Here is a 23,651-nt window from a genome sequence, read left to right on the forward strand (position 1 = left end):
GCCGCAGCGCTCCTGTGGCCCCGGACGGAGCCCGGGGCAGCAGCGGACGGACGAAGAGCCCGGGAACCGGGCATGACCGGTCCCCGGGTTCGCTGCCCGGTGGGGCTCAGCCGAGCCGGAGTGCCACCCGCTCCGTGCCCGCCGCGGCGGGCAGCAGCGTGCCCAGGTCCGTGCGCTCGGCGCCCGCGGGCAGTTCCGCCGGCGCGTCGCCGGTGAGCAGCACCCGCCAGGGGCCGGGCGCGCCCTCGGCCTCGACCGTCAGCACACCGCGCTCGCGCCGGGTGCGGAACACCGCGGCCGTCGAGCCGTCCGGCGCCGGGATCTCGGTGACGACCGTGGCCCCCTCGGCCGTGGCCCCCTCGGCCGGGGCGCCGACCCGGAGCGTGACGCCGTCGGCCCAGTCGTACACGGCCTCGTCGTCCTCCGCGCCGAACGGGATGACGGAGCCGGGCCGGGCCAGCAGCGGCAGGGTGTCGTAGCCGTGCGTCTCCTGGCGCCAGCACGGGCCCTGGACGCGCTCGCCGGTGAGCAGGTGGGTCCAGGTGCCCTCCGGCACGTAGTACTCCACCGTCCCGTCCTCGGAGAAGACCGGTGCGACGAGGATGTCCCCGCCGAGCATGTACTGCCGGTCCAGGGGGTGGCAGGAGGGGTCGTCCGGGAACTCCAGGACCATCGCCCGCATGACCGGGGTGCCCTGCCGGGCGGCCTGCCGGGACGCCTCGTACAGGTACGGCATCAGCCGGTGCTTGAGGCGGGTGAAGTCGCGGGTGACCGCGACGGCCTCCTCGTCGTAGTCCCACGGCACCCGGTAGCTCTTGCTGCCGTGCAGCCGGCTGTGCGAGGAGAGCAGCCCGAACTGCGTCCACCGCTTGAAGACCGCGGGGGTCGGGGTGCCTTCGAAGCCGCCGATGTCGTGGCTCCAGAAGCCGAAGCCGGACAGCCCCAGCGACAGCCCGCCGCGCAGCGACTCGGCCATCGCGTTGAACGTCGACTCGCAGTCGCCGCCCCAGTGCACCGGGAACCGCTGGCCGCCCGCCGTCGCGGACCGGGCGAAGAGGACGGCCTCGTTCGCGCCGCGTTCCTGGGCCAGCACCTCGAACACGGTCTCGTTGTAGAGCTGGGTGTAGTAGTTGTGCATCAGCTCGGGGTCCGAGCCGTCGTGCCAGACGACATCGGTCGGGACGCGCTCGCCGAAGTCCGTCTTGAAGCAGTCCACGCCCTGCCGGGCGAGGCCGCGCAGCTTCTCCGCGTACCAGCTCCTGGCGCCGGGATGGGTGAAGTCCACCAGGCCCATGCCGGCCTGCCACAGGTCCCACTGCCAGACGTCGCCGTTCGGTTTGCGCACCAGGAAGCCCTGGGCGCGCGCCTCCTCGAACAGCGGGGACTTCTGCGCGATGTACGGGTTGATCCACACCGAGATCCGCAGGCCCCGCTCCTTCAGCCGGGCCAGCATTCCCTCCGGGTCCGGGAAGACGTCCGGGTCCCAGGTGAAGTCGCACCACTGGTACTGGCGCATCCAGAAGCAGTCGAAGTGGAACACCCCGAGCGGGATGTCGCGCTCCGCCATGCCGTTGACGAACCGGTTCACCGTCTCTTCGTCGTAGGAGGTGGTGAAGGACGTCGACAGCCACAGTCCGAGCGACCACGCCGGCGGCAGCGCGGGGCGGCCGGTGAGCGCCGTGTAGCGGTCCAGGATCTCCTTGGGCGTCGGCCCGTGGATGACGAAGTACTCGACCGACTGGCCTTCGACACTGAACTGCGTCTGCCCGACCGACTCGGAGCCGATCTCGTACGACACCTTGCCCGGGTGGTTGACGAAGACGCCGTAGCCCCGGTTCGTCAGGTGGAACGGGACGTTCTTGTACGCCTGCTCGCTGGCCGTGCCGCCGTCGGCCTGCCAGATGTCGACCGTCTGGCCGTTCCTGGTGAACGGGGTGAACCGCTCCCCCAGCCCGTAGACCAGCTCGCCGACGCCCAGGGACAGCTGGGCGATGGTGTGGTGGCGGCCGTCGCCCGTGGTCGCGAAGCCCGTGCCGCGGCTCCCCGCCGAGGTCAGGGTCCGGCCGCCGGCGACGAACTCCAGCCGCCACGGTGCGTCGGTGTCCACGCGCAGCGACAGCTTGCCGCTGGTCAGCTCGGCCACCGGGCCGTCCCAGGAGATCTTCGGGGTGTGGCCGGGCTCGGTGTTCAGCGCGAAGTGCGGGCCGCGGTCCACGCCGCCGCCGTGGTGGGTGGAGCGGACGCCGATCACGCCCTCGGCGGGCGACCAGCACTCCACGGTGATCAGCGGGCTGTTGAGGGTGTGCCCCCGGGTCTTCACGTGGCGGACCGGGGCGTAGAGGGTGAGCCGGCCGTCCTCGGCACGGGCATCGGAGACCTCGGTGGCGTACGAGGCCCGGACGCCTTCGCGCATGAGCCAGTAGCCGTCGGTGAATTTCATCGGTGGGGCTGCTCCTGCACAGGGGTACGGGTACGGGTGCGGTCGCGGTGGTCGGTGATCAGGTCCCGGTACCAGCGGTAGCTGTCCTTCGGGGTGCGCTCCAGGGTGTCGTAGTCGACCCGGACGATCCCGAACCGCTTGCTGTAGCCGCGGGCCCACTCGAAGTTGTCCAGCAGCGACCAGACGTAGTAGCCGCGCACGTCCACGCCCTGCTCCATGGCGTCGGCGAGCGCCGCGAGGTGGTCGCGCAGATACGCCACCCGGTCGGCGTCGCGGATCTGCCCGTCGCCGTCCGCCCGGTCGTCCTCGGCGCTGCCGTTCTCGGTGATCAGCAGCGGGGGCAGGCCGGGGTAGCGCCGGCGCAGGCCGGTCAGCAGGTCCGTGAAGGCGCCCGGGACCACGGGCCAGCCCATCGTGGTCCGCCGTACGCCGTCGCACCACGACTCCTCGGCACGGATGTCCACGGCGGTGCGCGTGGCCGGGTCGGGGTCCTGGAACGGCACGTCGGAGACGGTGATCGGCCGGTAGTAGTTGATGCCGACGAAGTCCAGCGGCGCGCCGATCAGTTCCAGGTCACCGTCGCGCCGGTACGAGCCGTCGGCCAGTCCGCCCCAGGTCTCCCGCTCGTGCTCCGGGTAGTGCCCGGCCAGCAGCGGGTCGAGGAAGACGTCGTTGTGCATGGTCTGCGCGCGGCGCACCGCGTCCCGGTCGGCCTCGCTGTCCGTGGCGGGCAGCAGCACGTCCGGGTTGAGGGTGACGCCGACGTCCGTGGCGCCCGCCTCGCGCAGCGCCCGTACGGCCAGCCCGTGGCCCACCAGCAGGTGGTGCGCGGCGGCGAGCGCGCCCCGGCCCTCGCGGGCGCCGGGGGCGTGGCTGCCGGAGCCGTAGCCGACGAAGGAGCTGCAGAACGGCTCGTTCAGGGTGATCCAGCGGCCGATCCGGTCGCCGAGCCGGTCCGCCACGATCCGGGTGTAGTCGGCGAACCGCTCCGCCGTCTCCCGTACCCGCCAGCCGCCCCTGTCCTCCAGCGTCTGCGGCAGGTCCCAGTGGTAGAGCGTCGCGGCGGGGGCGATGCCGGCGGCCAGCAGCTCGTCCGTCAGCCGGTCGTAGAAGTCCAGGCCCTTGGGGTTGCCGGGGCCGGTTCCGTCCGGCTGCACCCGCGGCCAGGCGATCGAGAAGCGGTAGGTGTCCACGCCCAGGTCGCGCAGCAGGACGACGTCCTCGCGGTAGCGGTGGTAGTGGTCGCAGGCGACGTCGCCGGTGGCGCCGTCGGCCACCCGGCCGGGCTCGCGGCAGTACGTGTCCCAGATGGAGGGGGTGCGCCCGTCCTCGTCGTGGGCGCCCTCGATCTGGTAGGCGGCCGTGGCGGCGCCGAAGAGGAAACCGTCCGGGAAGCGGGGGAACCCGGGGCCGTCGGTGGGGGAACTCATCAGGATCGCTTGCCTTCTTCTCCGGTCGGCGGTCACTACTTGACGGACCCGCCGGCGATGCCGGCGGCGATGTACTTCTGGGCGACGACGAGCAGGACCGCCGCGGGCACGGCCGACAGCACGGCGGTGGCCATCACGGCACCCCAGTCGCTGACGTGTGCCCCGACGAACTGGTAGATGCCGAGGGTGACCGGCTTGACGTCGTCGGTCGTGTTGAGGGTCAGGGCGAACATGAAGTCCGACCAGGCGAAGAGGAAGGTGAACAGCCCGGCCGTGATCAGCGCGTTGCGGCTCATCGGCAGCACGATCCGGATGAACGCCGTGAACCGGTTGGCGCCGTCGACCAGCGCCGCCTCGATCACCTCGCCGGGGATGGCCACCATGAACGCCCGCAACAGCACGATGGAGAACGGCAGCCCCAGCGAGGCGTCCGCCAGGATCAGTCCCAGATAGGAGTTGACCAGGCCCAGCTCCGCGTACGCGCTGTAGAGGGCGTTGGCAATGACGATGCCCGGCACCATCTGGGTGATCAGGGTGGTGAAGACGATGGTCTGCCCGCCCTTGAGCCCGAACTGCGCCAGCCCGTACGCGGCCGGAGCGGCCAGTGCCAGGCAGACGACGACCGAACCGAGGGCCACGGTCAGGCTCGTCAGCAGCGACTTGCCCTGGCTGCTGAGCGCCGCGTCGAAGTTGGACAGGCTCGGCGAGGTCGGGAACCAGCCGGTGGCGGCGGTGCTGGTGTCGGGCTGCAACGCGGTGTTGAGCATCCAGTACACCGGGAACAGCAGGAGGACGAGGATGAGCAGCGCGGCAGTGGTGTTCCAGGCACCGCGCAGGGACGACGGCTTCATCGGTCTCACTGGTATCACTTCCCCCTTCCGAAGTCGGCCCGGTTGGCCCGCAGGTAGAGCACGGCGAAGACCGCGCTGATGAGGATGAGGACGTTGCCGACGACCGCGCCCTGGCCGAAGTCGAGCTGGAGGAAGGACAGTTGGTAGGTCACGGTGCCCAGGGTCTGGGTGGAGTCGGCGGGGCCGCCCGAGGTGAGTGCCAGGATCAGGTCCAGGATCTTCACCGTGGACATGAAGCCCAGCACCAGCACCACGGTGACCACCGGGCGGAGCAGCGGCAGCGTGATGCTGCGGAAGGTCCGCCACGGGCTCGCGCCGTCCAGCGACGCCGCCTCGTACAGCTCACGGGGGATCTCCTGGAGCCCGCCGTAGAGGATCACCATGTTGAACGGGATGCCGATCCAGATGTTGACCAGGATCGCCGACAGCAGTGCCACGCTCGGGCTGCTCAGCCACGGCACGCCGCTGTCGGTCAGGCCGAGCGCCTGGAGCGCGCTGTTGAGGATGCCGTGGTCCTGGTCGAGGATGCGCCGCCAGACGACGGCGGACACCACCATGGGGACCAGCCAGGGCAGCAGCAGCACCGCGCGTATCGTCCCGGAGAGCCGGAACCGGCGGGAGAAGAACACGGCCAGCGCCAGTCCGAGGGTGAACTGGCCGGCCAGCGAGCCGATGGTGAAGACCGCGGTGTGCCACAGCGAGTGGGCGAACAGTTCGTCGGAGAAGACGGCGCGCCAGTTGTCGAGCCCGTTGAAGGGTGCCTCACCGGTGAAGTACGTCTTCGGCGTGTAGTGCTGAAAGCTCATCAGGACGTTGCGGACGAGCGGGTAGCCGAAGAACAGCGCCATGTAGACCAGCGCGGGCAGGACGAACAGCCGGCGCAGCGCGGAGCGCCGGCCGCGCAGGGAGGTGGGCTTCGGCGCGAGAGCGGCGGTGCTCGCCGTCGCGGTGGCGGAGGAGGGAGCGGTACTCATGGGCGTCCTCACTTCTCCTCGTCCGCGGCCTGCGACTGCGCCCGCTCCAACGCCGCCCCGGGCTCGGAGCGGCCCGTCAGCACCGACTGGAAGGAGCCCGCGAGCGCGTCCTGGATCACCGGCCAGCGGGTTCCGACCTGTGCGGTACGGGAGCGGGCCGTCGCGACCAGGTTCACGAAGGGGGCCAGTTCGGGGTTCTCCGCGGCGTACCGGCCGGCGGCGGCCGCGCGGGTGGGCACGTTGTTCACGCGTTCGCCCCACGCGAGCTGGTTCCCCTCCTCGTTCAGGCAGTTGAGGATCCTCGCCGCGTTCCGCTCGCGCTCGGGGCCGTCCTCGTTCTTCGGCACGGCCATCACCGTGCCGCCGATCGGCGGCACCGCGTCCTGTCCGGCCTCGGGCACCGGGATCGTGGCGACGGCCCAGTCCACCTCGTCCTGCGCACTGAGGACAGGCACCTGCCACGGCCCGTTGATCATCATGGCGGCACGGCCCGCGACGAACTGGTCGTTGACGTCCTGCTGGTTCCAGTTGACGACTGAGGCCGACACGGACTTGTCGTCCAGCATGCTCTTCCAGAGCTCCAGCGCCGCTTCGCCCCTGCCGTTGTCCAGCTGTGCCTCGTCACCTCCGCCGGACCAGAAGAACGGCAGGAACTGGTACACGCCGTCGGCGTTGGGGCTCGCGCTGAACGCCATCCCGTAGGTGTCGCCGCCGGTCAGTTTCTTCGCGGTTTCCCGCAGCTCGTCCCAGGTGGCGGGCGGCTCGACCCCGGCCTCGCGCAGCATGTCCTTGTTGTAGAGCAGCGCGAGGGAGTTCACTGAACGGGCGACCCCGTACTGCTCACCGTCATGGCTGCCGAGCGAGGTGGCGCTGTCGGAGAAGCCCGAGGTGTTCAGGCCGATCTCCTTCAGCGGGCGCAGTCCGCCCGTCCCCGCGAACTGCGGCAGCTCCGAGCCGTCGAGTTCGAGGATGTCGGTGAGCGAGTCGGACGAGGCCATCCGCAGGGCCTTCGATGCGACGGTGTCGGCGGGCACGCTGATCTGCTCGACCCTCAGGCCCAGCGGCTTCGCGCAGCGGTCGAAGAACTCCTGGTTGGCGTCGTGCTCGGCCGCGTCGGTGGCCGAGTTGAGGACGGTGACGGTGCCGGGGTCGGGGGTGGTGGCACACCCCGTGAGGCCCAGCGCCGACAGGGCGGTGACGGCGGTGGACGCCGCGATCAGCCTTGTGCGCCTGGCAGGGCGTTGCATGGTGATGGTTCTCCGTTCACGAAGACGGCTCCGAGGGAGGACCGATCACGCACCCGGTCGCCATCCGGGGGGAGATCAGCCGGTGTGGTGGGTGTTCTCCCGCCGGGTCCGAGGTGTCAGCGCCGATGGCTCCGATGGCGAGCCGGACCACGGCGGCGGACATCTCCGCGACGGGAAGTTCGATACGGGGCAGCCGCCGGCCGCCCAGGTCGTCCGGGATGCTGCCGACCAGCACGAGCGCCAGGTCCTCCGGTACCCGCAGGCCGAGCGCGGTGATCTCGTCCAGCAGATGCGGCAGGAGGATCAGGTGCTGGACGACGAGTGCGGTCGGGGCGGGGCGGACGGAGAGCACCTCGCGCAACCGGCGGCCCAGTTCCTCGGGTTCGCCGCTGGAGGGCACGGTCCGCAGCTCCGCGGTGGTCTCCGCGGCGGCCAGCCGGGCGCCGCGGAGACCGTGCAGCGCGTAGCCGCGCCGGGAGTCGATCTCGTGGTCGGCGGAGGACAGGAACACGATCCGCCGGTGGCCGGCCGCCGCGGTCTCCCGCAGGGCCAGGGCGACGGCGGCCTCCCAGTCGAGATCCACCCACGGCATACCGGGGTCGCTCTCACTGCGGCCGAGCAGCGCGGCCGGGAACTCCAGCTCGCGGAGTGCGGCGACGCGCGGATCCTCCTCTTCCACTGCCATCAGCACCGCGGCGTCCGCCATGCCGCTGCCGGCGACCCGGCGCATCCCGGCGACGCCGTCGAGGTCGGTGATCAGCACCACGTCGTGGCCGTGAGCGCGGGCGGCGTCGCTGATGTCGATGGCGAACGTACCGTCCGCGCCCCGGGACTTGCCGGGGACGCGGGGGACGGCCAGTGCCAGTACGCGGGTGCGGGCACTGCGCAGGCTGCGGGCGGAGGCACGGGGGTGGTAACCCAGCTCCTCGACGGCGGCGCGGACGGCGCGGCGGGTCTCGTCGGAGATCTTCCGGGAGCCGCTGAGCACGTACGAGACAGTGCTGGGGGCCACACCGGCCCGCTCGGCCACGTCCTTGATCGTTGCCACGCCGCTCCTTCGCTGACTGGTCGAATCGATTCGTCGAATCGATTCGATTCAACGTGGCCGTAATGCTAGGCAGTTGGGAGATCGCGGACAAGAGTCCGGAGCGAAGTAATCCGGGGCGACCGGGAGATGGGCCGGCGCGGCCGGAGTACGGGTTCGTGACGTGCAGGACGGTGCGCTCCCCCGCCGTCTGGAACGCGGTGGCGCGAAGCGCGGCCGCAGCCGGGCCGTCGGCGCGTTCCTTCGGCCCGGCTCGGGAGCGGGTTCCCCAGCCCCGGGCTCCGCACCTCGTCGATCCGTCGCCGGGTCGCCGGGCCGCCGGGCCGCCGGGCCGCCGGGCCATCAGGCCATCAGGCCAGTCTCCGCGACGATGTCGGCGGCGTCGGCCTGGCCGGACCTGGCGCTGCTGCGGCAGCCCGAGCGGGGTGAGCGCTCGATCCGTCGTACCCCGCTGGTCACCGCTCGCCACGCCCATGTCACCCACCCGGCCGGAGACAGCGGACCGATCCTGTCCGCAAGGGGTGTCAGGGTGACTCCATGGACGCAAACGGACTCGGCTTGGACCGGACACTGCGCGACCTCTGCCCGCACACGGAACCCGCTACGAACGGAGCAACCCGATGAGCCGCCACATCCAGGTCACCTTCGACGCCCACGACCCGCGGGCGCTGTCGTCCTTCTGGCGCGACGTACTGGGCTACGTCCACCCCGGCCCGCCCGGAGTCGACGTGCCCGAGGGCGCCGACCCGCTGGCCGCGTGGGACGACTTCCTCGCGCGGATCGGCGTACCGGAAGAGCAGCGCAACACGAGATCGGCCATCGAGGACCCGGACGGGCACGGCCCCCGCGTCTTCTTCCAGCAGGTGCCGGAGGACAAGGTCGCCAAGAACCGCGTCCACCTCGACGTCCGTGCGGCTCCCGGGTTGCAGGGAGAGGAGCGGATGACGGCGCTTGAGGCCGAGTGCGACCGGCTCGTCGCGCTGGGAGCGACGCGGGTACGCCGCCACGAGCCCGCTCCCCCGATGAGCGCCGGCTTCATCGTGATGACCGACCCCGAGGGCAACGAGTTCTGCCTGGACTGACGCGATTCGTCCGCGGTCGGGCGGACGAGGCCGACGGAGGGCGGGCAGGAGTCTGCCGGCGTGGCCAGACGGTCAGGTCAGGTTTGGGCACGCCTGGGCGAGGGCGCTCCAGCAGGCGCGTTCCTCCTGGTGGGAGCCGGTCTTCGTCGTTTCGGCGACGGCCGCTCCCGCTTCTGTGGCCGCCGCGTCGACGCGGCCTTCGCGGGTGAGGAGGGTGAGTGGCCAGAGGGGTTCGCGGGGTTCGGCGCCGTCGAAGGGGCGCCAGTCCCACGGGCCGTCGAAGCGCCAGGCGCGGCCGGCCGCGTCGGCGACCTCGTCTCCGGGTTCCAGGAAGGCGTAGGGGCGGAGGACCAGGTCGAAGGTGACCGGGATGTCGTCGTCTGGATCGAGGCTTTCGCCCTGCTCCTCCAGGCGGGAGTCGTACGAGCGGCCCGCGAACAGGACGACTGTTTCCCGCCGGGGGCGTGGCAGGCGGCCGGTCTCCTTGGGCGGGTCGTAGTGGGCGACGTCGATGACGTGCACGAGGGTCGGTGGGATGCCGACGTGGCATGTGTCGCCGGCGGTGAGCCGGTCGGGCGCCGGATCGGTGCGGAACAGCCCGCGGTGCCCGTCGTCCAGCCCCGGATCGCCGTCGACGACTACCCTGCCGTTCCAGTGGATCCAGTCGCAGTCCGGGTCGGCCGACCACCACGGCCACTCGACCACGACCTGGCCGCCGTACTTCTGTTTCCCGGTGACCTGGGCCTCCGTGAACGGACAGGAGATCCTGACGACGTCGCCCACCCGGAAATCCATCACACGCCCCCGGCCCTTCGCCCCTGATGTCACGGGCGCGACAGTACCGCCCCGGTACGACAGCCACCGCGGAGGCGGCCGATGGAGCGGGGCCCATCGGGCAGGCCGGCGGGCTCACCGGCCCGGCGGAACCGGGCCCGCGCGGAGCCGGTCCCCCGGCGGAACCGGGCCCGCGTCGGAGCCGCACGTGTCACAGCCGGCAAGGGGCGGCAGCGGCCGCTCATTACCCCCGGGGTAATCGACCGCTCTCCCATCCCCCGGCAGAATCGAGCACATCGACGGGAACCCCCACCGGGGCCCGCCCGCAGCCCCGAGGAGAGCGCCATGGCCGTCAAGTCCCCTGCCACCACGCCGATTCCAGCCACCACCGCGAGTTCCGTCACCGAGGCCACCCGGACCGTCGTGCAGGATTTCCTCGCCGCCCGGGTGGCCGGGGACACCGAGCGGCTCGTCACGCTCTTCGCCGACGAGGTCGACTGGCTGCTCGCCGAGAACCCCGCCGTCCCGTGGATCCGCCCGCGGTCCACCGCCGCCGACTGCGCCGCCCAGTTCACGGAGTTGATGGAGCACACCGTGCCCGAGGACGCGCGCGCCTCCGTCGACGCCTTCCTCGTCGACGGCACCGACGCCGTCCTGACGGGGCACCTGTCGGGGACCGTACGCGCGACGGGAAAGTCCTTCGAGGGCCCGTTCGCATTGCGCCTCACCGTCGAGGACGGCCGGATCACCCGGCACCACCTCTACGAGAACAGCCTGTCGATCGCCGAGGCCTGCACTCCGTAAGGTCACCGGCGCCGCGGGCGGGACCGCGGTCAGGAGCGCCGGCAGGTGGTGCGCGGCCGAGCCGTGGATCTCATGGCGGAGCCCGTACGGCTCCGGAGCCGGGACCCGTCTCGCAACCGGACCGATGCCCCGTTCACGTCCTGCGTGTGCGGGGCTCCCGGTGTGCGAGGAGTTGCCCGCGCAGGGCGGTCAGCCGGTGGGAGTCCTCGACGGCACGCGTCCCGTCGAATGTGGTGAGGCGGACGCCAGGGCATCGTCGTCCCGACCGCAGCGACGTCAGTGGTGGCGCGGCTTTCCGTCCCTGGTTCGCCCCGGCGCACGCCGGTGCTCAGCAGGGCGCGGATCGCCTCGAACCCGCAGGCAGCAGCGCGCGTTCCGCGGGCGTGAAGTCCCGGGCCACGCCCGCGCACAGGGCGTCGGCCATGGCGTCGGGCAGGAAGTCCAGGTTCTGGTACCAGTCGCGGCCGGCGATCATCAGGTGGTGGTCGCGTACGGTGATGCCGAGCGGCCTGCCCACCGGGTGGCCGGTCAGCAACAGCCCGCTTTCCAAGTCCCAGAACTGCACCTCGCCCACGAAGCCGCCGCCCAGGGTCATCAGTGTGCCGCGCGCGCCAAAGCCGATCAGATCGGTGACTTGCGCTCCCGCCGCCGCCAGCGCGGGGCCCAGTTCCTTGCCCGCGTTCACGTCCCAGCGGCGCAGGAATCCGTCGGCGTTGCGCGTCATGAGGTGCCGGCCGTCGGAGGTGAACACGAGTGGTGTCGGATCGGTCGTCTCGAAGCGAGGGTGCAACTCGCCTGTGGTGAGGGCGCGCAGACGGGTGGCGGTGCGCAGGTTCCAGAGTTCGACGCTGCCGGTGTTCCCGCCGGCACTGGTGACGACGGCCACCTCGTCCGGGTGGCCGGGGCGGGCCCGGAGTTGCCCGTAAGAGGTGAAGGAGTTCGCCGTCTGCTGCTCGGTGCGGCGTTCCACCTGGATCGCCGGTCCGACGCGGCTGCCGGTTGCGGCGTCGACGAGCATCACTCTGCCGTCGGTGGTCATGACCGCGATCTCGCTGCCGCGCACCGGTTCGACGGCTTCCACACCCTTGCTCCTGGCCGGGCGGCCGGTGTCCTCCCATGCGAGGTCGGTGCGTGTACGGAGGTCGTGGGAGGCGGCGGTGAGCTCGCGGTCCGGTCGGTGCAGCACGATCCACCGGGAGTCGGCCGTCCATACCGGCAGGGGGGCGGTGCCGGCTCCGGAGTCCCAGGGCATGCTCCGGGTGGCGCCGGTCGTGGTGTCGACGACGGTCAGCGACTGGTCGGCGAGGAACGCGAGGTGCTTCCCGTCGGGTGCCAGTGCGCCCTGCTCGGTGGCGTTGGCCTCGCCGACCAGGGATGCGGCGGACGCCTCCAGGGGAGCGGCCCGGGCGGTCAGCAGCGCGTTGGGGGTGGGAACGGCGACGGTGACATGGCGGTCGTCACCCTCGGCGGGAACGACTGTGATGTTCGCGGCCGACAGATCGTCGTACGAGCTGTCGGCGGCCGATCTGGTCCGGTAGGCGTCGCCGGTCCGCAGGTGGATCAGGGTGAACTCGGCGTACGCCCCTTCCTCGACGAACTGGATGTAGACGGCGAATTCCCCGGTCGCGTCGATCAGGTCGCCCGTGGTTGTCGTGCCGCCCGCAGGGGCGGGCAGGGCAACGGCGCGCTCCCTCGCCGGGCTCGCGGGGCGTACGCGCAAGGTCGCGTCGTGGATGCTGTCCGGTTCCTCGACGAGCAGTTCGCCGCCCCCCGCGACCGTGGTGTGGCTGCGGGCCGCGAAGGCATGGACCGGGCGGCCCGTCGCAAGGTCGCGGATCACCGTTCGCCGGACGTCGGGCGGCGAGTACTCCGGTGTGAAAACGACCTGCCCGGGGTCCTTGGTGAAGGCGGCCGCGCGCGTGTGGTCCGGTACGAGGCCGGGGTCGGCCGGCAGCTGCCGGCCGGTGGCCACGTCCCAGGCCGAGACGACGGCTTGGCGCTCCCGAGCGTCCTTGGCGCCGGACGCGTCGTAGAACTTGAACATCCGCAGCAGACGCCGGCCGTCGCCGCTGAAGTCCACTGAGACACCGTTCGGCTTGCGCCCGGCCGCGTCGTCGGACGCCAGGTGGCGGGGTTTCGCGGCGGGCTCGGTGAGGTCCCACAGCCACACGCCGCCGTCGGCCTCCGCCTGGGCGTAGTAGCGGCCGTCCGGACTCAGGTCGCCGCCCGCCTCCCCGTCCGGGACGCCGCCCAGCGGACGCTGCCGGGGAGCGCCGTCCGCCAGGCCCGTGACCAGGGTGAGCGCGGGCCCGCCGACGTCCCGGCGGGACCGTACGACAGCGGTCCTTCCGTCCCGCGAGGTCTTCATGTCCGTGAAGGAGCCGGGCCACAGGCCGGGGTGGCTGCCCGACATCTGCTGCCCGCGTGCGTACTGGCGGAGCAGCGCGGCGTACGACTCGGAGGTCTCTTCGGTGCGCCAGGCGGCGAGGCCCAGCTGGAGGGAGAGGGCGGGGTCGTTCGCGGAGTGGCGGTCGGCGAGCGAGGCCAGCAGTCGGGACGCCTGTGTGCGCAGCTGCTCCTCGGCACGCCTGTTGCTCTGCCAGACGCCGACGGCCAGGCTCCCGGCCAGCAGCACCAGCACCGTCAGCACGGCCGCCAGGACGCGCAGGCGGCGGATGCTGCGCCGGTGGTGCTGGGTGCTGCGCCGGATGTAGGCGTGCTCGGTGTCGCTGAGGTCCTGGGGATGGTTCTGCAGCCAGTCGGACGCCGTCGCCAGGACGCCGCCGCGCAGCAGGGCCCCGTCCTCCTCCCCCTCCTCCTGCCAGCGCCGCATGTCCTGCCGCAGCTGTTCCTGCCACTGCCGGAAGTCACGTGAGTCGACGAGCCAGCCGTTGAGCCGGGGCCAGAGAGTGGCCAGGGCCTCGTGCGCGAGGTCGGCGATCTCCTCTCCGTCCGGGGCGCGGCCCAGTACGACCAGCTTCGTCGGTGCCAGCCGCCGGGCGAGGGAGCGCAGTGCGGGGTCGAGGCCGGACAGGGGGGCGGGGCTGCGCGCGAAGCCTCCGCGGTCGTCGGGGCGGGTCAGCTGGGCGAAGAGCCGTCGGGCGAGGAACTCCTGGTCCGTGTGGAGCAGTTCGGCGACCGCGTCCTCGGCGTAGCCGACGAGCGCTCCCGCGACACCGCCCAGCTCGTCGTAGGCGGCGTGAGTGAGCATCGATCCCTCGCGCCGCTCCCACAGGCGGGTCAGAGCGAACTCGACGAGGGGCATGCGTCCGGGCTCGTCGGCCGCGTCCGCGACGATCCGTTCGGGCAGGCCCGCTTCGTACCAGAGGCCGGGCACCGCCTCGACCGGCGCGGTGATCGCCCGGTGGAGCCCCGTGGCGGACAGGGGGGCGAGGAACTGCACGGCGCCCGCGCTGAGGGAGTCGGCGGTGGCCGAGGTGACGAGCGTGTCGAGGGACTCGGGGCGGGCGGTGGCCACGACACGCAGCTCCGGGCCGGGCCCGGACTGCCGATGCGAGCCGAGGATGATGAGGAGCCGCAGAAGTTCGCGAGCGTCGGCCGGCTGCGCTGCGGCGTACTCCTCCAACTGGTCGACGAAGAGGACGTGTCCGCCCGCTCCCGCGTGGGCCAGCACCCGGGAACGCAGGTCGGCGGCAGGCTCGTCGGACGCGCCGGCCGGGGCGGAGGAGGTCTGGCCGGCCGGTTCCGGGGCGCCGGGGCGCGGCCGGGTCAGCAGGCCGGTCAGGTCCTCTGTGGCGCGGAGCCGTTCGGTCTCGGCCAGCGACGGTTCCAGTACGGGGACGAGGGCACGCGCCACGATCCGCGCGGGACTCGCGCCGGGCACGGCCCGCAGCTCGGACACCGTCCAGCCCGCACCCGTCAGCCTCGGCACCAGACCGGCGCGGACGAGCGACGACTTGCCGCAGCCCGAGGGGCCGACCACGAGGGTCAGCGGCCGCACTCCGACCGCGGCTTCCAGGCGCCCGGTCTCCTCCTCACGCGCGTGGAAGAGGCCCGCTTCGGCCTCGGTGAACGGGGCGAGTCCGCGGAACGGGCAGCGCGGGCGCAGGATGCTCTCGTCGACGAGCGACGCAGACGGGATCAGATATCCGGTGGTCGAGCCGGCGCCACGCTGCACGGCGACGGTCATGCCGACAGCGCCACCCTGCGCGTCGTCCCAGACCGGGGAGCCGCTGAAACCGGCGGAGACCCGCTGCCCCTGGCCGGTCGTCTCCATCTGCAGCCAGCCCGCGCCCTGGGTGCCGCGCAGCGTTCCCGAGGCCCACACGCCGTGCCGCGCGCCCTCGGGAAAGCCCATGACCCGGAATGCGTGATTCCAGACCTGGGTGCCGTCGACGAGCGGGACCGGCCGGGAGCCCGGCACAGGCTGCTCCAGGCGCAGCAACGCCACGTCTCCGGTGTCGTCGTCCTCGACCGGCCGCCATGTCACGACCGCGGCACGGCCGGACCGTACGGCTCCGGTACCGTCCCTCAGCAGCGGGAACTCGACGCTCACCGTGTCCCGAGGCGCCTGTGCCGACGTGGCCGGCAGCCCTGCCGCCGCCGCGACGACATGGGCGCAGGTGCAGACGATGTCGCTGTCGACCAGGAATCCCGCTCCGACGATGTCCCCGTGACGGGAACGTATGCGGACCAGTGACCGCGTCAGTAACTCTTCCTCGCGCACCACCGTCACAACGCGCCTGCTACGCCGGGTCCGCAGCCGGGTCCGGGCCTGCCGCTCGTGTCCGCGCCTCCGGCGGCAGGGGCGTCGGCTCTGCTTCGGCGCGGGGCCGCCACTCCACGCTCACGGTGAAGTTGGCCTCCGACGCCGCCTTGGCGACGACCACGCCCGCCTCAGCCGTCAGCTTGATGCCGAAGTCCACGCGTACGGTGTCCGGTGTGTGCGCCATGTCCCGCAGGCCCGCCGCGATGACGTCGAGGGCGGGCCGCACATGCCCCATGGCGTCCTGCAGGGTCTCCGACGTGGCACGCGCGAGCGCCGCCGCCCGCCCGACACGGTCGATCCCGGCGGACTCGCCGTCGGCGATCTCCACCAGCACACCGCTGCCGTCCGCCAGCCGGATCTCACCGGCGTATGTCATCTGGTACCCCCTGTTCCCCTGGTGCTCTCAGGTTACGTGAACACGCCGACATCCGGGCCGAGTTGGGCACCGGGGCGGTACTGTGCGGTCGCCGGACGGCACGGGTACCGAGAGGCTGGAGGTGCTGTCCGGGCCGGCGGACATCCCGGTCCCTCGGCACTGCCCGCGGCGTACCCGGCGGTCTCGGCGCCCTCACCCGGTCAGTGGCAAAACCGAAGAACCCCACTGCCGCAGCTCCTCAGGTTCGGTGTCGTTTTCTCCGCTGTCGTGTCATGACGACGGCAGTCCTGGCGCTCTGGCTCACTCCGTCACGGGCAGGCACTCGGCGAGCAGGCCGACGACGTCGCGCCAGGCTCGCTGCGCGTGCTGCGGGTGGTAGCCGACGCCGGGGACCACGGGGTGGTCGACCGGCGGGTGGTGGAAGGCGTGCAGGGCTCCGCCGTAGACCACGAGGCGCCAGTCGACGCCCGCGGCCTGCATCTCGGCGGCGAAGGCGTCCCGTTGCGCGGGCGGCATGATCGGGTCCTCCGACCCGACCCCGGCCCACACCGGGCAACGGATGCGCGCCGCCTCGCCCGGCCGGCCCGTGGTCAGTGCGTTGACCGTCCCGATCACCCGCAGGTCGACGCCGTCGCGCCCGAGTTCCAGCCCGACGGCGCCCCCGGTGCCGTAGCCGACGGCGGCGATCCGGTCGGGGTCGGTCCGCGGTTCGGTGCGCAACACGTCGAGCGCCGCATGGCCGATGCCCCGCATCCGGTCGGGGTCGGCGAGCAGCGGCAGGCAACGGGCCAGCATCTCCTCGGGGTCGCCCAAATAGCGCCCGCCGTGAAGGTCGAAGGCCAGCGCTATGTATCCCAGTTCGGCGAGAGCATCGGCCCGGCGGCGCTCGACGTCGCTGAGCCCCATGCCCTCTGGTCCGAGCAGCACCGCGGGCCGGCGGCCGACACCGGCCGGGAGCGCGAGGTGCCCGGTCATCGTCAGGCCGTCGGCCGGGTACTCGACCGTGCGCGTGGTAACCGTCGTCATGAGACTGGACTGTAGTGATCGTCGGACCCGGTCGGGCCGGTCTTCACCGTCGGCAGAACAGCGCGGACGCGGGCCCGTGGGGGCACGGTGGAAGGCTCTGGTTCCGGCGGAGCACCCCGACGCCGATGCGAACCGGGCCGCCGGCCGTCGCCACGCCACGCCACGCCACGCCATTGAGGGAGCCCTGTCCGACCGCAGTCACTGCGCCCGAGACACCACCTGGGCGACACGACCTGAGACAACCACCCGAAGAGCGGCGGCACATCGCCCTGGGCCAGGGCGGACCCGGCTTGCTCACGGACGGCTTCCAGGGGGCCGGGCGGTTCGACGCGGCGGGCCCGGCGGTGCTGATGCTGCCCGTTCCGGGCGGCTCGTTCACCGCCGAGGAGAAAAATGGCCGAACCCGCAGGCGGTGTTCGGCGCCGTGGCGGTCGTCACCGCTCCGTCCGGGCAGGTGCTCCCGGGCTGCTCCGCCCGGGGCAGGTGGGAGCAGCCCCGGCGTTCATTCGTCGAAGGCTGTCCCGTACGGGGCGGGCGCTGTCCCGTACGGGTGAGGCTGTGAAGCCGGGCGATACGGCGTGCCGGGAAGCCGGACCGTGACGAGGAGACCTCCGGCGGGGCGGGGGACGAGGTCGAGGGCCCCGTCGTGGGCGCGGACGATGCTGTGCACGATGGCGAGGCCGAGGCCGACACCGGCGTGCTCGTCGGTGCGTACGCGTTCCGTTCCGCGCTGGAAGGGTTCGGTGAGGGTCGGCACCAGTTCCGGTGGGAGCGGATGCCCCGTGTTCTCGACCCGCACCACGCTCGCGTCGCCCTGCGCTTCGGTGTGGACCGTCACGGTGCCGCCGGCGGGGAGGTTGTGGACGACGGCGTTCTGGACGAGGTTCGTCATCATCCGCAGCAGGAGCTCCGCGGAGCCGCCGGCCCGTGTCGCTCCGCCGGTGACGTCGAGCGTGATCCCGCGCTGTTCGGCGAGGGGGAGCAGGATTTCGGCGGCCTCCTCGGCGACGAGGGAGAGGTCGACGCTCTCGTGGGTGAAGTTCCCGCGGTCGCTGCGGCTGAGCAGCAGGAGGGCCTCGGTGAGGTCGATCGCGCGCGTGTTGACGGCCCGCAGGCGTTCGAAGAGTTCGCCTCGGTCCCGCGTGGGGTCCCTGCGGGCGACGTCGAGCAGCGCCTGCGAGATGGCCAGCGGGGTACGCAGTTCGTGGGAGGCGTTCGCGGCGAACCTCTGCTGCTCGGCGACGTGGGACTCGACTTGTCCGAGCATGGTGTCGAACGCGTCGGCGAGTTCACGGAATTCGTCCTGGCGGCCTTCCATGCGGACCCGGTGGGACAGCGATCCGTTCCCGGCCGTCCGTGCCGCGGCCGTGATCTGTGTGAGCGGTGCGAGCATCCGGCCGGCGAGGAGCCATCCCCCGACGAGGCCGAACACGAGCAGGAAGAACATCGCCACGGCCGCGGCGGGGACGAAGGTGCGCACAAGGAGGTAGCGGTTGGGCGCGATCCCGAGGAGGCCCTTGGGGTTGTCGGGTACGTAGCGCAGCAGGAACACCCACACCACGGCCAGCAGGAGAGTGCCGGCGACGGCGAGGAACCCGGCGTAGCTGAGGGTGAGTTTCAGCCGGACGCTGAGCCCTGGGCGTCTACGCATGCGTACTGCCGGGGCGGGTGGTGCCGGGGCCGGTGTCGATGCGGTAGCCGACACCCGCCACCGTGGCGATGACCCGTGGTTCGCCGAGCCGTTTGCGCAGCGCGGAGACGATGATGCGCACGGCGTTGGTGAGGGGGTCGGCGTTCTCGTCCCAGGCCCGTTCCAGCAGCTCTTCGGCGCTGACGACCCCGCCCTCGGCGGCGACGAGGACTTCCAGCACGGCGAACTGTTTGCGGGTGAGCGCCACGTAGCGTCCGTCGCGGAAGACCTCCCGGCGGAAGGGGTCGAGCCGCAGGCCCGCGATCTCGCGGACCGGGGGCCGGGCGTACGCGCGCCTGCGGTCGAGCGCCCGCAGCCGCAGGACGAGCTCCCGCAGCTCGAACGGTTTGGTGAGGTAGTCGTCGGCGCCGAGTCCGAACCCGGACGCCTTGTCGTCGATCCGGTCGGCGGCGGTGAGCATGAGGATCGGGATGCCGCTGCCGGAGGCGACGATGTGCCGGGCGACCTCGTCGCCGGAGGGGCCGGGGATGTCACGGTCGAGGACCGCGAGGTCGTAGGAGTTGACGTTGAGCAGTTCCAGGGCGGAGTCGCCGTCGCCCGCGATGTCGGCGGCGATCGCCTCCAGCCGCAGACCGTCACGGACGGCTTCGGCCAGGTAGGGCTCGTCCTCCACGATCAGTACGCGCATGACGGAAGCCTAAGCAGCCCGCCGGCGTGCTCACCGGACAGGCGCCTCAGCTCAGCCCGCCGGTGCCGGCTCGGGGCGAGGCCGGTCCGAGGGCGTTTGCGCCCTGGTGCGCCACCAGCGGCGGGACGCCAGCCCGGCCAGCACGGCGCCGGCGGCGTTGACCAGGACGTCGTCCACGGAGGTCACCCGGTCGAGCGGCAGGACGTACTGCGTGGTCTCGACGAGGATCGAGCAGCCCGCCCCGAGGGCCAGGATCCGCGGCACGGACGCCAGCGCCGCGAACCGCATCGGCGCGAAGAACCCCAGCGCCGCGAAGATCAGCAGATTGCCGACGACCCCGAGCGGCCCCATCACGACCAGGTCCCGCAGCGGCACCAGGCTCACCCGGGGCGGGACGGCGCCGGCGCCGCCGCCCGGCATCATCGTCAGCCACAGGAACGGCACCGTCCCGTGGACCATGCCCACCTCGGCCAGCGACAGCCGCCAGGCCGACGCGACACCGGCGGCCCGCCGCCGACGCGCCAGAGCCCACGCCACCAGCACGGCCAACGGCACCGTGACCACCGTCATGAGCAGCACACCGTTGAACGTGTCGAAACAACCGTGCCACCGCCCGGCCATGCACCGCGGCGCGGCCATCATGAGCGGCCCCTGCACGACGAACAGGCCACTCGCCACGCCGAGGACCGCCAGGCTGAGGAACACGATCCTGCGGGTGCGGCGGGGCGGTGCCGACAGGGATGCGCTGTGGTTCATGCCCCCATGGGAGACGGAGGCCCGTTGCGGTGGCGTATGCGATTTTCGATACGTCCGCGATACACCGCGATACACGGGGTCCACGGCACCAAGGAACCGGCGCAAGCCGGCAGTGAGACGGTCCCGCCGCCGGTGGTCGCGCCGGCCCAGCTGCCGCGGGCGCGTGCTGTGCGGTGCACCTTGTTCCCGGCCTCCTGCTCGGCACTCAGGTGCTGTCGGCCCCGCCGTCGGCGGTGCGGGATGAGCGCACCGGTGCCCCGGTAGCCACCGTCGGCGGTGATCGGAGCTCCGCGACAGGCCCGGTCAACGCCGGATCAGCTGAACGCCCGGCAGTCGTTGCGGCTGCCGGGCAGCGGGAGGCCGACGGACACCGCGAGGCACTGCTGGCGTCGACGACGACCTGCGGGTTCGTCGAGTACCGGCAGTTCTCACCCGCTGCGGAGAGGTGGAGAGGTGGAGATGCTGACGGGACCAACGGTCCCGGACCGCCCGTCGACACCTGTCGGGGCGCGCGAGCGACCGCCTGCCCTCCGAGCCCGTTCCGCCGGATGACGGCTCCCGCACTGCGGACGCGGCCGCTCCTCCTTAGTCTCGTTCACAGGGCGTTGTCTGTCGGTGAAGCGCCGCGAGGGCGTGACCCGGCAGGGCGCCGCACGGGTGCCCGCCCATCGACCCGGAGGAGTCCCCATGCCGGAGCTGTTCATCGGTGGCAGATGGACCGCCGCCTTCGACGGGCAGGTTCGCGAGATCCGCTGCCCCGCCGACGGCACCCTGGTGGCGACCGTCGACGAGGCTGGCCCCAAGGACGTATCGGCGGCGATCGCCGCCGCCCGGGACGCTTTCGACCGCGGCCCCTGGCCGGCGGCTCCCGCCGGCGAGCGCGGGCGGCTTCTCCTGCGCGTCGCCGAGCTGCTGGAACGCGACAAGGACGCGTTCGCGCGAGCCGAATCCCTGGACACCGGGAAGCGGCTCGTCGAGAGCGGGTACGACATGGACGACATCGCCCGCTGCTTCCGCTACTTCGGCAACCTGACGGCCTCCGGCGGCTCCGACCGGATCGTCGACACGGGCAGCACGGGCGTGGACAGCAGAGTGGTGCACGAACCGGTCGGCGTGTGCGCGCTGATCACCCCGTGGAACTATCCGCTCCTCCAGACCGCCTGGAAGGTCGCTCCCGCGATCGGAGCGGGGAACACGTTCGTACTGAAGCCCAGCGAGCTGACGCCGCACACCGCCATCATGCTGATGAAGCTGCTGGCCGAGGCCGGCCTGCCGGACGGAGTGGCCAACCTCGTCCTGGGCGCCGGACCGACCGCGGGTGCGCCCCTGACCGAGGACCCGCGGGTCGACATGGTGTCGTTCACCGGCGGGCTCGTCACCGGACGGCGCATCATGGCGGCCGCCGCCCCGACGGTGAAGAAGGTCGCTCTGGAGCTGGGCGGCAAGAACCCGAACATCGTCTTCGCCGACGCCGATTTCGAGGCCGCCGTCGACCACGCCCTGATGGCGGTCTTCCTGCACTCCGGCCAGGTCTGTTCGGCAGGGGCGCGGCTGCTGGTCCAGGACGAGCTGCACGACGCGTTCGTCGACGAACTGGTCGAGCGCGCGCGGGCGATCCCGCTCGGTGGCCCCTTCGACGAGAACGCCCGTACCGGACCGCTGATCTCGGCCGCGCACCGCGACAAGATCGAGGCATACGTGGCGGCCGGGCTGGCCGAAGGGGCGGTACTGCGCTGCGGGGGCACCCGGCCCGACGACCCCGCCCTCCAGGACGGTTTCTACTACCTGCCGACCGTGCTGGACGACTGCACCCCGGACATGTCGGTCGTACGCGACGAGTCCTTCGGCCCGGTGCTCACCGTCGAGCGGTTCCGCGACGAGGCCGAGGCCGTCGCGCTCGCCAACGCCACCGTCTACGGGCTGACCGGCGCGGTCTGGACCGAGGACGTGGCGCGCGGCCAGCGGGTGGCGTCCCGGGTGCGGGCCGGGACACTGTGGATCAACGACTTCCACCCGTACGTGCCCCAGGCCGAATGGGGCGGGATGAAGCAGTCCGGCTTCGGCCGGGAACTCGGCCCCGCCGGTCTGGCCGAGTACCAGGAGGCCAAACACATCTGGCGCAACCTCGCGCCGAGCCCGCTGAGATGGTTCGAGTGAGTACGGACAGTGCCGACCGGAGCCCGGAAGATCCGGAACCCGAGACTCCTGCCCGCACCCAGACGCAGCACGACGACGACGCCCTGGGCGAACTCGGATACCGCCCGGAGCTCAAACGCACCCTCGGCAACTTCCACACCTTCGCCGCCGGGGTCAGTTACATCTCCATCCTCACCGGCACCTTCCAGCTCTTCTACTTCGGCGTGACCTTCGGCGGTCCCGCCTACTGGTGGTCCTGGCCGATGGTCTTCGCCGGCCAGCTGATGGTGGCCCTGTGCTTCTGCGAGCTGGCCGCTCGCTATCCGGTCGCCGGCTCGGTCTACAACTGGGCCAAGACCATGGGCGGCCCGCACGTCGGCTGGCTCGGCGGCTGGATGATGATGACGGCGACCATGGTGACGCTCTCGGCCGTGGCACTCGCGTACCAGATCACGCTGCCGCAGATCGACGCCTGGTTCCAGTTCGTCGGGGACGGCAGCGGCAGGACGGACGCGGCGGCCAACGCCGTGCTCCTCGGCTCGGTGCTGGTCCTCTTCTCCACCCTCGTCAACGCCTTCGGCGTCAAGCTCATGGCACGGATCAATTCGGCCGGGGTGTTCATCGAGCTGATCGCCGCCGTCGCCCTGATCATCTTCCTCGCGGCGCACATCACGCGCGGGCCCGGCAACGTCCTGACGGAGACGTACGGGCTCGGCAGTGGCCAGAACCTCGGCTACCTCGGCGCCTTCCTGACCGCCTCGCTCGCTTCCGCGTACGTCATGTACGGCTTCGACACCGCCTCGTCACTCGGCGAGGAGTCGCACAACCCCGGCCGCAACGCGCCCCACGCCATCCTGCGGGCGCTCGTCGCGTCGTTCCTCATCGGCGGGCTGATCCTGCTCTTCGCCCTGATGGCCGTACCGGATCTCGCGGCGGAGGAACTGTCCACGGGCGGTCTCCAGTACGTCGTACTGGAAACACTCGGTTCGACCATCGGTGAGATCTTCCTGTGGGCCGTGGTCGTCGCGATCACGGTGTGCGTACTGGCCGTGCAGGCCGCCGGCATCCGGCTGATGTTCGCCATGGCCCGGGACAACAACCTGCCGGCCGGTTCGCGGCTCGCCCGGGTCAGCCCGCGGTTCCAGACGCCCGTGGTGCCCGCCGTCCTGATCGGCGTCGTGGCCGTCGTCATCCTGGTGATCAACATCAATCAGCCGCAGATCTTCTCGGTGATCACGAGCATCGCGATCATCATGATCTACGTGGCCTACCTCCTGGTCACCGTCCCCATGCTGCTCAGGCGCCTGCGCGGCAAGTGGCATCCCGCCGAGGGCAACTTCTCGCTGGGCAGGTTCGGCCTGCCGGTCAACATCGCCGCCGTGCTGTGGGGCACGGCCATGGCGATCAACCTCGCGTGGCCGCGCGCGGAGGTGTACAACGCGACGGGGCCGCAGCACTGGTATCTGCGGTGGGGCGCGTTCCTCTTCATCGGCATCGTCGCGCTGGGCGGCTTCGCGTACTACTGGTTCGTGCAGCGGCACAAGACCGGCGTACTGGACGAGCACCGCTTCGAGGCCGAGGACACGCCGCCGCGGGGCACACCTTGAACCCCTGATCCGATCCGTCGATGCATTGATACGCC

At 71.8% G+C, this 23,651-nt stretch carries 17 protein-coding genes and 1 pseudogene; 4 read left to right on the top strand and 14 right to left on the bottom strand.

Annotated elements, in window-relative coordinates; genetic code table 11:
* Nucleotides 1-106: 106 nt before the first annotated feature.
* From yicI to ACWD0Y_RS15920, 6 genes are read right to left on the bottom strand one after another with little or no spacing between them, the layout of a single operon-like run.
* Nucleotides 107-2,440, bottom strand: coding sequence for an alpha-xylosidase (gene yicI, locus ACWD0Y_RS15895; RefSeq protein ID WP_450260928.1), 2,334 nt, complete (start codon nt 2,438-2,440; stop codon nt 107-109).
* Complete coding sequence (locus ACWD0Y_RS15900) at nt 2,437-3,870, bottom strand: GH1 family beta-glucosidase (protein ID WP_450260929.1); 1,434 nt, start codon at nt 3,868-3,870, stop codon at nt 2,437-2,439. The genes yicI and ACWD0Y_RS15900 overlap by 4 nt, the downstream gene beginning before the upstream one ends.
* Before the next feature lie 35 nt (nt 3,871-3,905).
* Nucleotides 3,906-4,721, bottom strand: coding sequence for a carbohydrate ABC transporter permease (locus tag ACWD0Y_RS15905; protein ID WP_450260930.1), 816 nt, complete (start codon nt 4,719-4,721; stop codon nt 3,906-3,908).
* Between the two features lie 14 nt (nt 4,722-4,735).
* Entirely contained in the window at nt 4,736-5,695 is a 960-nt protein-coding gene (locus tag ACWD0Y_RS15910; protein WP_450260931.1) for a carbohydrate ABC transporter permease, read from the bottom strand.
* An 8-nt stretch (nt 5,696-5,703) separates the two neighbouring features.
* Nucleotides 5,704-6,942 (bottom strand): ABC transporter substrate-binding protein, encoded by a 1,239-nt coding sequence (locus ACWD0Y_RS15915; RefSeq protein WP_450260932.1) that lies wholly within the window; start codon nt 6,940-6,942, stop codon nt 5,704-5,706.
* Nucleotides 6,943-6,958: 16 nt separating this feature from the next.
* Nucleotides 6,959-7,990 carry a LacI family DNA-binding transcriptional regulator gene (locus ACWD0Y_RS15920; protein ID WP_450260933.1) on the bottom strand — a complete coding sequence of 344 codons (1,032 nt, stop codon included), beginning with the start codon at nt 7,988-7,990 and terminating at the stop codon, nt 6,959-6,961.
* Nucleotides 7,991-8,607: 617 nt separating this feature from the next.
* Between ACWD0Y_RS15920 and ACWD0Y_RS15925 the strand changes: the two genes are divergently transcribed.
* Complete coding sequence (locus ACWD0Y_RS15925) at nt 8,608-9,069, top strand: VOC family protein (protein WP_450260934.1); 462 nt, start codon at nt 8,608-8,610, stop codon at nt 9,067-9,069.
* A gap of 72 nt (nt 9,070-9,141) precedes the next feature.
* Here the strand turns inward: ACWD0Y_RS15925 and ACWD0Y_RS15930 are convergent, their stop codons facing one another.
* Nucleotides 9,142-9,897: a hypothetical protein gene (locus ACWD0Y_RS15930; protein ID WP_450260935.1), complete on the bottom strand. Its 756-nt coding sequence runs from the start codon at nt 9,895-9,897 to the stop codon at nt 9,142-9,144.
* 291 nt (nt 9,898-10,188) lie between these two features.
* Here ACWD0Y_RS15930 and ACWD0Y_RS15935 point away from each other — a divergent pair, with 291 nt between their 5' ends.
* On the top strand, nt 10,189-10,647 hold the full coding sequence (locus ACWD0Y_RS15935; protein WP_450260936.1) for a nuclear transport factor 2 family protein: 459 nt from the start codon (nt 10,189-10,191) through the stop codon (nt 10,645-10,647).
* 328 nt (nt 10,648-10,975) lie between these two features.
* Here the strand turns inward: ACWD0Y_RS15935 and ACWD0Y_RS15940 are convergent, their stop codons facing one another.
* The 7 genes and pseudogenes from ACWD0Y_RS15940 to ACWD0Y_RS15970 form a co-directional block, all read right to left on the bottom strand.
* Nucleotides 10,976-15,343, bottom strand: coding sequence for an nSTAND1 domain-containing NTPase (locus tag ACWD0Y_RS15940; protein ID WP_450260937.1), 4,368 nt, complete (start codon nt 15,341-15,343; stop codon nt 10,976-10,978).
* A gap of 10 nt (nt 15,344-15,353) precedes the next feature.
* Entirely contained in the window at nt 15,354-15,752 is a 399-nt protein-coding gene (locus ACWD0Y_RS15945) for a CU044_2847 family protein (protein ID WP_450260938.1), read from the bottom strand.
* A 300-nt stretch (nt 15,753-16,052) separates the two neighbouring features.
* A complete protein-coding gene (locus ACWD0Y_RS15950) occupies nt 16,053-16,778 on the bottom strand; it encodes a dienelactone hydrolase family protein (protein ID WP_450260939.1) in 726 nt (241 codons plus the stop codon).
* Between the two features lie 502 nt (nt 16,779-17,280).
* Nucleotides 17,281-18,429, bottom strand: a complete 1,149-nt coding sequence (locus ACWD0Y_RS15955) for a sensor histidine kinase (RefSeq protein ID WP_450260940.1) — start codon at nt 18,427-18,429, stop codon at nt 17,281-17,283.
* Complete coding sequence (locus ACWD0Y_RS15960) at nt 18,422-19,117, bottom strand: response regulator transcription factor (RefSeq protein WP_450260941.1); 696 nt, start codon at nt 19,115-19,117, stop codon at nt 18,422-18,424. The genes ACWD0Y_RS15955 and ACWD0Y_RS15960 overlap by 8 nt, the downstream gene beginning before the upstream one ends.
* 51 nt (nt 19,118-19,168) lie before the next feature.
* Nucleotides 19,169-19,873 (bottom strand): VanZ family protein, encoded by a 705-nt coding sequence (locus ACWD0Y_RS15965; RefSeq protein WP_450260942.1) that lies wholly within the window; start codon nt 19,871-19,873, stop codon nt 19,169-19,171.
* A 155-nt stretch (nt 19,874-20,028) separates the two neighbouring features.
* Nucleotides 20,029-20,354 (bottom strand): annotated as a pseudogene (locus ACWD0Y_RS15970) (transposase family protein); the annotation flags it as partial.
* A 206-nt stretch (nt 20,355-20,560) separates the two neighbouring features.
* On the opposite strand from ACWD0Y_RS15970, the gene ACWD0Y_RS15975 reads away from it, so the two are divergent.
* Entirely contained in the window at nt 20,561-22,030 is a 1,470-nt protein-coding gene (locus ACWD0Y_RS15975) for an aldehyde dehydrogenase family protein (RefSeq protein ID WP_450260943.1), read from the top strand.
* Nucleotides 22,018-23,616 carry an APC family permease gene (locus ACWD0Y_RS15980; RefSeq protein ID WP_450260944.1) on the top strand — a complete coding sequence of 533 codons (1,599 nt, stop codon included), beginning with the start codon at nt 22,018-22,020 and terminating at the stop codon, nt 23,614-23,616. The genes ACWD0Y_RS15975 and ACWD0Y_RS15980 overlap by 13 nt, the downstream gene beginning before the upstream one ends.
* The last annotated feature ends 35 nt before the right edge of the window (nt 23,617-23,651 follow it).

The organism is Streptomyces altiplanensis (assembly GCF_053591575.1).